The sequence below is a fragment of the Promicromonospora sp. NPDC050249 genome (assembly GCF_040656015.1).
Classification (GTDB): domain Bacteria; phylum Actinomycetota; class Actinomycetes; order Actinomycetales; family Cellulomonadaceae; genus Promicromonospora.
Genome location: NZ_JBFAKY010000007.1, coordinates 220178 through 229241, shown reverse-complemented (window position 1 = coordinate 229241; position 9064 = coordinate 220178). Strand labels below are relative to the sequence as shown.

At 73.3% G+C, this 9064-nt stretch carries 6 protein-coding genes; 2 read left to right on the top strand and 4 right to left on the bottom strand.

The features are described from left to right. Positions 1-171: 171 nt before the first annotated feature. Complete coding sequence (locus AB0I32_RS08165) at positions 172-1245, bottom strand: EamA family transporter (protein WP_357504680.1); 1074 nt, start codon at positions 1243-1245, stop codon at positions 172-174. 81 nt (positions 1246-1326) lie between these two features. Between AB0I32_RS08165 and AB0I32_RS08160 the strand changes: the two genes are divergently transcribed. Continuing rightward, positions 1327-2226, top strand: coding sequence for a LysR family transcriptional regulator (locus tag AB0I32_RS08160; RefSeq protein WP_357504678.1), 900 nt, complete (start codon positions 1327-1329; stop codon positions 2224-2226). Between the two features lie 11 nt (positions 2227-2237). Here AB0I32_RS08160 and AB0I32_RS08155 read toward each other — a convergent pair whose 3' ends face one another. Beyond that, complete coding sequence (locus AB0I32_RS08155) at positions 2238-3122, bottom strand: AraC family transcriptional regulator (RefSeq protein ID WP_357504676.1); 885 nt, start codon at positions 3120-3122, stop codon at positions 2238-2240. 90 nt (positions 3123-3212) lie between these two features. On the opposite strand from AB0I32_RS08155, the gene AB0I32_RS08150 reads away from it, so the two are divergent. Continuing rightward, positions 3213-4292, top strand: coding sequence for an aldo/keto reductase (locus AB0I32_RS08150; RefSeq protein WP_357504674.1), 1080 nt, complete (start codon positions 3213-3215; stop codon positions 4290-4292). A gap of 24 nt (positions 4293-4316) precedes the next feature. Here the strand turns inward: AB0I32_RS08150 and AB0I32_RS08145 are convergent, their stop codons facing one another. Continuing rightward, positions 4317-7625: a bifunctional [glutamine synthetase] adenylyltransferase/[glutamine synthetase]-adenylyl-L-tyrosine phosphorylase gene (locus AB0I32_RS08145; protein WP_357504672.1), complete on the bottom strand. Its 3309-nt coding sequence runs from the start codon at positions 7623-7625 to the stop codon at positions 4317-4319. Between the two features lie 73 nt (positions 7626-7698). Next, positions 7699-9033, bottom strand: coding sequence for a type I glutamate--ammonia ligase (glnA, locus tag AB0I32_RS08140; protein ID WP_357504670.1), 1335 nt, complete (start codon positions 9031-9033; stop codon positions 7699-7701). Positions 9034-9064 lie beyond the last annotated feature (31 nt).

Below are 9064 nucleotides of genomic sequence, written 5' to 3'. Positions count from 1 at the left end.
GCGGGGTACTTTTTGGGTGTCGTGCGCTGCTTATTGTTGCCGTCGGGCGGGTGAACCCCTGTCTGGTACCCGACTGTACACCCCACCCCCCCCCCCCGACCGAAGTCACGGAGTGCGCCCGGCAACCGACCGAAGTCAGGGGGATGCCCGTGGCTCCGAGGACGACGATCCTCATCGTGCGACCTGCAGCTCCTGAGTCCTGGCCGACGCCGTTGCCGGGGCCGGTGCCGGTGCCGGTGCCAGTGCCGTCGCCGGGACCTTTGCGGACGCCGACACCGCCCGCCCAGCCTGCCGACCGCGCGGCGGAAGCTGCCCCGCCAGCACCGCCGCGAGCGCCAGCGCGAAGCCGGCGACCTGGATCCCGGAGAGGCTCTCGCCGAGCACCCCGACGCCGATCGCCGCCGCGACCATCGGCGAGAGCGGGGCGAGGAACGCGACGGAGGTGACCGGCAGCCGTCCGATGCCGCGGAACCAGAGCACGTAGGCGATGAGGCCGCCCACCAGGCCGAGCCAGAGGTAGCCGAGCGCGGCCCGGCCGTCGATGGCGGGTGGCAGGCCCTCGGCGACGAGGGTGACGGGGACGAGGAACAGCCCGCCCGCGGTGAGCTGCCAGCCCGCGGCCGAGACCGGGCCGACGCCCTCGGGGCGTCCCCAGCGCTTGGTCAGGGTGACGCCGAGCGCCATCGAGGCGGCGCCGACCAGTCCGGCGAGGACGCCTGCCGCGTCGAGGCGGGCGCCCGGGCCGAGCACGACGAGGCCGACGCCGACGACGCCCGCGACGCCCCACGCGACCCGGCGCACCGACAGGTGTTCCCGGAGCACGGGTACGGCGAGGAGCGCGACGAACAGGGGTCCGACGGCGCCGAGCGTCGCCGCGACTCCGCCGGGCAGCCGCTCGGCGGAGATGAAGAGCATCGGGAAGAAGAGCCCGATGTTGAGCGTGCCGAGCACCGCGCTCTTCCACCACCAGGCGCCGCGGGGCAGTGCCCGGGCCGCCGAGCCGTTCCTGGCAGCGGTCGCGCGGCTGAGCGCCGCACCGATCGCCACGGCGACGAGTCCCGCGGGCAGCGCCCGCGCGAGCCCGGCGAAGAGCGGGTGCCCGGCCGGGAGCATTTCGGTGGTGACGAAGTACGTGGTGCCCCAGACCATCGGGGCGAGCGCCGTGACGGCGGTGAGGGCGGCGACGGCGGTGAGGGCCGCCGTCCGGCCCTGGCGGCGGCCTTGCCGGAGTGTCGTGGTGTCCATGTGCTCCAGTCTTCGCCCGCGACCAGCGATGAGTCCAACACATCCTTTTCATGCGATCGATCGTGATGCACGATTGATCGTATGGAGCTCCAGCAGATGCGCTACGTCGTCGCGGTCGCCGAGACGTCGAACTTCACGCGGGCCGCGGAACGCTGCCACGTCGTGCAGTCGGCGCTGAGCCACCAGATCAAGCGGCTCGAGCACGAGCTGGGCGCCCCACTCTTCGCCCGCACGAGCCGCCAGGTGCGCCTGACGGCGGCGGGTGAGGCGTTCCTGCCCGCCGCCCGGCAGGCGCTCGAGGCCGCCGAGCGCGCCGCGGCCGACGCCGCTGCCACGGTCGGCGAGGTGCGCGGGCGGCTCGGCGTGGGCGTCATCCCGACGGTCGCCGCCGTCGACGTGCCGGCCGCGCTGCGTGACCTGCGCGGCCGGCACCCGCAGGTGCGCGTCTCCCTGCGCACCGGCCCGAGCGAGCTGCTGACGGCCGACGTCGCGGCCGGGCGGCTCGACGTGGCGTTCCTTGGCCTGCCCAGCTCCGCCCGGCCGAGCGGCGTGCACCGCCACGAGCTGGCACGCGACCGTCTGGTCGCCGTCCTCGCCCCGGACCATCCCTTGGCGGGCGCGGAGGGCCTGGCCCTCGCCGACCTCGCCGCCGAACCGTTCGTCGACTTCCCGTACGGGTCGGCCGGCCGGGCCCAGACCGATCAGGCCTTCGCCAGGGCAGGCCTGGGCCGTGACGTCGCCTTCGAGGTCACCGACGCGCCGCTCATGGCCCAGATCATCCGGCACGGGCTGGCGATCGGCTTCCTGCCCTCGACCTATCTCCGGCGAGCGCCCGAGCTCGGCGGGCTGGCCACGGCCACCGTCACCGACGCGCCGAGCCGCATCGAGTACGTCGTCTGGGGAAAGCCCGGGCCCACCCCGGCGACGCGGGCGTTCCTGACGGCGATCGGACTCCCGACGGCGCCGGACCTTGGCCGTTAGCCAGGTCTCGCTCAGACGTCAGCGAGCCGTGCCGGATCGACCTCCGCCAGGCGCGCCGCGTCCTGGCCCGGCGGGAGCCCGAACAGCCGTCGGTACTCGCGGCTGAACTGCGAAGCGCTCTCGTAACCGACGGCGAAGCCGATGGCGGCCACGTCGCCGGGCTCGGCGAGCAGCCGGGATCGCGCTTCCTGCAGCCGTATCGTCTTCTGGAACTGGATCGGCGTCATCGTCGTCACCGCCCGGAAGTGGCGGTGCAGCGAGGTCACGCTCATCCCCGCGACCCGTGCCACGTCCTCGACCCGGAACAGGTCGGCATGGTGCTCGCGGATCCACCGGATCGCCCGGCTCACCTGCACGACGTTGCCGTCGCCGAGCCCGATCTGCCGAACGGTTCCGCGCTGCGGGCCGGTGAGCAACCGCCAGACCAGCTCGCGCTCGGCCCCGGTCCACAGCACGCGCCGGTCGTCGGGCCGGTCGAGCAGCCGGAGCAGGCGGACGACGGCGTCGAGCAGCTCGTCGTCGGCCGAGCTGACCGCGACCCCCGGGGACGGCACGCCTGCCGCCGGAACCGGCGCCTCCAGGACGAGCTCGGCGATCAACGCGGGCCGGAGGGCGAGGCCCATCACCAGGTAGGGCTCCGCGGCGGAGGCCTGGCTGACGTGGGCGATCACCGGAAGCTCCATCGACGCGACAAGGTACTCGCCGCCGCCGTACCTGAAGACGTGCTCACCCAGCACCGCGTGCTTCGCGCCTTGCACGACCAGGACGAAGACGGGAGTGGTCTGGCCGGGCATCGGCTCGGTCGGAGCGTCGGAACGGTGCAGGACCAGACCTGCCGGCGTCGACCCTCCGGCGTGACGGAGCACCAGCTCACGGATCTCGGGGAGCGCGCTCACCGCCCTACGGTGTCAATGTTGGAAGGATCAGGCAAGCCGGTGGCAGCATCGCGCTACCTGGGCAACGCCGTTCCGGTGTGCAATCGACTCATGACACTCGACAGCTTCGTCACGCTGGGCCGCTCTGGCCTGCGGATCAGTCCCTACACTCTTGGCACGATGACCTTCGGGGAGGACCACGGCTGGGGAGCCCCGGTCGCCGTGTCCGAGGCAATGATCACTGAGTATCTGGAACGTGGCGGCAACTCCATCGACACCGCGAACATCTACACCAACGGTCACTCCGAAAAGATCATCGGTGACTACCTCGCAGCCCGCCCGGGCCTGCGCGACCGGATCGTGCTGGGCTCGAAGTTTTTCGGAAACCTGTTCCCCGGCGACCCCAACGGCGGTGGCGCCGGGCGCAAGGCGGTCGTCGCGCAGGTCGAGGCCTCGCTGCGCCGGCTGGGCACCGACTACCTGGACCTCTACTGGCTCCACAACTGGGACCGCGGTGTCCCTGTGGAGGAGACGCTGCGCGCGCTGGACGACCTCGTCACAGCGGGCAAGATTCGCTACGTCGGCCTGTCCGACCTGCCCGCATGGAAGGCAGCGGAGGCACAGGTCGTGGCCCACTTCCGGGGCTGGACGCCCGCCGTCGCGATGCAGCTGGAGTACTCGCTGCTCGAACGTACGGTCGAGGGCGAGCTCATCCCCATGGCGGCCGAGCACGGGCTCGGGGTGCTGCCCTGGAGCCCGCTGAAGAGCGGATGGCTGTCCGGCAAGTTCACGCGCGGGGGCGGGACGGTGGACACGATGCGTGGCGGCATCGTCGGTGGACCGGGGGAACAGGACTGGCCGGTCATCGACACCCTGGTGGAGGTCGCGGCCGAGGCCGGGGTAACGCCTGCCGCGGCAGCGCTCGCGTGGGTCGGGGCCCGGCCCGGCGTCACATCGGTGCTCATCGGGGCGCGGCGCCTCGACCAGCTGCGGGCGAACCTCGACGCCGTGGACGTCCGACTCACGACGGCGCAGACGGCACGGCTCGACGAGGTGTCCGAGCCGGCGCTGAACTTCCCGGCGGCGAACAACCGGGACCTGGCGCCGAGCCTCGGCTTCGCGGGCGCGACAGTGGACGGCCGGCCCAGCACCGCGCTCCCCTGGCTCGAGCCGAGCTCGACGCGCTACTGACCGGCCGACCGGTGGGGTCCTTGCTCACTCCGCGCCGTAGAACACCCGCTCCATCACGCCGCGTGCCCGCCGGGCGAGTCGCAGGTACAGCTCCTCGAGCTCCGGGCCGGTACCGACGTCCCCGAGCAGGCGCGCCAGCCCGGTGAGGGCGTGGCTGTCGTGCGGCAGCTGGTCGACGCCGGAACCCGTCGTCCGCCCGGACCAGAGCACGATCGCCGAACGCAGCCGCGACGCGAGCCGCCAGGCCTCCAGCAGCACCTCGGCGTCGTCGTCCGTCAGCAGGTCCGCGTCCCGGGCCGCCTTCAGGGCGGCGACGGTGCCGGTGGTCCGCAGGCCCGGCACCTCGAACGCGTGCTGGAGCTGCAGCAGCTGGACCGTCCACTCGACGTCGGACACCCCGCCGCGGCCCAGCTTCAGGTGCCGCGCCGGGTCCGCGCCGCGGGGCAGCCGCTCCGACTCCACCCGCGCCTTGATGCGCCGCACCTCGCGCAGCACCGCGGCGTCCGGGCCGCCCTCGGGGTAGCGCAGCGGGTCGATGAGCGCCGTGAACCGCGCACCCAGCGACACGCCGCCCTCGGCGCCCGGCCCCAGGTCGAGGTCGCCGACGTCGGCCGCCCCACCGTCCGACAGCAGGGCGGATATCGCACCCTCCTCCGGGCCGCCCGCCGCGACCACGCTCAGCGTCCCGGACAGGGCCCGCGCCCGCAGGAGCGCCTGCGCCTCCCAGGGCGACGACCAGCGGCCGTAGTACTCCACGTAGGACTTGAAGGACCGCACCAGGGGTCCGTTGCGGCCCTCCGGGCGCAGGTCGGCATCGACGGGCAGGCCGGGCTCGGGCCCGACGGCGGAGAGGATGCGCCGCAGGTTCTTCGCCACCGTCAGGGCGTAGTCGTTGGCCTGCTTGTCCGGCGCGCCGCCGACCGCCTCGTACACGAACATGACGTCGGCGTCGGAGCCGTAGCCGAGCTCCTGGCCGCCGAGCCGGCCCATCGCGACGATGAGCAGCCGTGCGGGCTCGTCCCCACGGGCGACGCCGCGTTCGGCCCGCGCGTCGTGCTCGGCGATGCGCAGCCCGCCCGCCAGGACGACGTCGGCGGCGTCCGAGATGGCCTTCGCGGCGGAGACCGGGCCCAGCGCCCCCAGCACCTCGGCGACGCCGGTGCGGGCCAGCTCTCGGCGCCGCAGCGCGCGGAGCGCGACGGTCGCGCCGTCCACCTCCTGCGCGCGGCCGAGCAGGGCGTCCGCCTCCGCCGCCAGCCTGCGCACCCCGCGGGGCGCCAGCGAGTCGGACTCCGCGAGCCAGCGCACCGACTCCGGGGACCGCCCGATCGCGTCGGCGAGATAGCGCGAGGAGGAGAGCACCTGCGCCAGCCGCGACGCCGCCTCGGCGGAGTCGCGCAGCAGCCGCAGGTACCAGTGCGTCGAGCCGAGGGTGTCGGACAGCTTGCGGAACGCGAGCAGCCCCTCGTCCGGGTCGGCGCCCTCCGCGAACCAGCCCAGCAGCACCGGCAGGAGCTGGCGCTGGATCGACGCACGGCGCGAGACGCCGTCGGTCAGGGCCTGGACGTGCCGCATGGCGCCGGCCGGGTCCCGGTAGCCGATCGCGGCGAACCGGGCCATCGCGGCGCGCGGTGCGAGTGACGCCTCGCCGGTCGAGAGCAGCGCCGTCGCGGGCAGGAGCGGCCGGTAGTAGACGGCCTCGTGCAGGTCGCGGACCTCACGCCGCACCGAGCGCCACGTCTTGACGAGGTCGTCGGCGCCGCCCTGGCCCAGCCCGCGCGCGATGCGGCGCAGCTCGGCCTCGGACGTCGGCATGAGGTGGGTGCGACGCAGCCGGAAGAGCTGGATCCGGTGCTCCAGGGCCCGCAGGAACCGGTAGCACTCCCCCATCCTGCGGGCGTGCTCGCGTCCGACGTAGCCGCCGCGCGACAGCGCAGCGAGGGCATCGAGGGTGGTCCGCGACCGGATGTCCTCGTCCGCGCGCCCGTGCACGAGCTGCAGCAGCTGGACGGTGAACTCGACGTCGCGCAGGCCTCCCTTGCCGAGCTTGATCTGCCGGTCCGCCTCGGCCACCGGCACGTTGTCCTCGACGCGCTTGCGCATCGCGCGGGCGTCCTCCACGAAGTTCGGCCGCTCCACCGCCTGCCACACCAGCGGCCCGACGGCGGCCACGTACTCCTCCCCCAGCGCCAGGTCACCCGCGACCGGGCGCGCCTTCAACAGTGCCTGGAACTCCCACGTCACCGCCCACCGCTCGTAGTACGCGGCGTGGCTGGCCAGCGTCCGGACGAGTGGCCCCTGCTTGCCCTCGGGCCGCAGCGCCGCGTCGACCTGCCACAGCGCGGGCTCGGCGGACGGGCCGGAGCACACCTGCGCGAGCCGCCCCGCGAGCCGGGCGGCGACCCGCAGGGCGTGGTCCTCGTCGCACGCCGGTGCGCCGTCGGGCAGCAGTCCCGGCTCGGCGACGTAGATCACGTCGACGTCCGAGATGTAGTTCAGCTCCCGGCCACCGGTCTTGCCCATGCCCAGCACCGCCAGGCGGACGCCGACGGCGTGGTCCTCCTCGTCGGCGCGCGCGATCGCGAGCGCACCCTCCAGCGCCGCGGCCGCCAGGTCGGCGAGCGCTGCGGCCACCGCGGGCAGCACCACCATGGGGTCCGGCGCTGTGACGTCGGTGGCGGCGATCCGCAGCAGCCGCGCCCGGTAGGCCCGGCGCAGCCGGTCGGTGTACGACGGCGGTCCGCCCTCGCCGCGTGCCGGACCGTCGGCAGGCACATGGGTCCCCGCGACCGGCGCCTCCGACTCCGGGTCCGCGTCGACGGCCCGCAGCAGCTCGGCGCGCACGACCTCGGCCGGTACGCCGGTGCCCGGCGTGCGGTCGCCGATCAGGTCCAGCAGCGCGGGGTGCCGCACCAGCTCGTCACCGAGCGCCGACGAGGAACCCAGCACGCGCAGCAGCCGGTCACGCGCGGACGGCTGGGGCGCCCCGTCGTCGTCCGCGTCGCGGGACTCCGTCGGCTCACCGTCGGGGACGGCGAGGACCGGGCGCAGCCGGTCCGGCGCGGCGGCGGCGAGCCGGACGAGCTGCAGCAGCGCGAGGTCGGGGTCGGCGACGACCGCGAGCGCCCGCAGCAGAGCGGCGTCCGCAGGTGCGAGCTCGACGTCACCGCGGTCCGGTCCGGCCGCGTGGTCCGCGCCTCTGGCGCCCTTCGGTCTGCTGTCGAGGACCGACACCAGGTCGGGATCCCGCCACAGGGAGGCCGAGCGGGTGAGGTCGGCGAACCCGGCCCGGATCAGGTGGGTCGTCAGGGTCTCGGGTCGGCGGCTCTGCACCCCCTGACCCTACGACGCGAACTCGCCGAAGTAGAGCGCATGTCCGGACACGCGCTCTACTTCGGCGCGAAGGTCAGAGCTGGAGGAAGCGCTTCAGCTCGAACGGCGTGACCTGGGCGCTGTACGCCTCCCACTCCTCGCGCTTGTTGCGCAGGAAGTAGTCGAAGACGTGCTCGCCGAGGGTCTCCGCGACGAGCTCGGACTTCTCCATGAACTGGATCGCCTCGTCGAGGTCGCGCGGCAGCGGCGCGATGCCCAGGGCGCGCCGCTCGGCGGCCGTGAGCTCCCAGACGTCGTCCTCCGTGTGGTCGAGGAGGTCGTAGCCCTCCTCGATGCCCTTGAGGCCGGCGGCCAGGAGCACGGCGAAGGCCAGGTAGGGGTTCGCGGCCGAGTCGAGCGCGCGGTACTCGATGCGTGCCGAGTTGCCCTTGCCCGGCTTGTACATCGGCACCCGGACCAGCGCGGACCGGTTGTTGTGGCCCCAGCTCACGTAGCTCGGGGCCTCCTGCCCGCCCCAGAGCCGCTTGTAGCTGTTGACGTACTGGTTGGTGACCGCGGTGATCTCGCCCGCGTGCACCATGAGGCCTGCGATGAACTGGCGCGCCGTCTTGGACAGCTCGAACTGGGCGCCCGGCTCGTGGAAGGCGTTGCGGTCGTCCTCGAACAGCGACACGTGGGTGTGCATGCCGGAGCCCGGCTGGTCGGCCAGCGGCTTGGGCATGAACGACGCGAACACGCCCTGCTCCAGCGCCACCTCCTTGACGACCGTGCGGAACGTCATGAGGTTGTCGGCGGTGGTCAGCGCGTCGGCGTAGCGCAGGTCGATCTCGTTCTGACCCGGGCCCGCCTCGTGGTGCGAGAACTCGACCGAGATGCCCATGGACTCGAGCATCGTGATGGCCGCACGGCGGAAGTCGTGCGTCGACCCGCGCGCCAGGTGGTCGAAGTACCCGCCCTGGTCGACCGGCTCGAGCGTCGAGTCGCCCTTGGTCATCTGGTTGAAGAGGTAGAACTCCACCTCGGGGTGCGTGTAGAACGTGAACCCGCGGTCGCTCGCCTTGGCGAGTGTGCGCTTGAGCACATTGCGGGAGTCCGCCAGCGACGGTTCCCCGTCCGGCGTCAGGATGTCGCAGAACATGCGGCCCGTGCCGTGCCGCTCACCCCGCCAGGGAAGCACCTGGAAGGTGGTCGGGTCCGGCTTGGCGACCATGTCCGCCTCGAAGACGCGGGTGAGTCCCTCGATGGCGCTCCCGTCGAAGCCGATGCCCTCGGTGAACGCCGACTCCAGCTCCGCGGGCGCCACGGCGACCGACTTCAGCACACCCAGAACATCGGTGAACCAGAGCCGGATGAAGCGGATGTCGCGCTCCTCGACCGTGCGGAGCACGAACTCCTGCTGCCTGTCCATGGGCCCATCTTGCACTAAACCTGTTACAGGC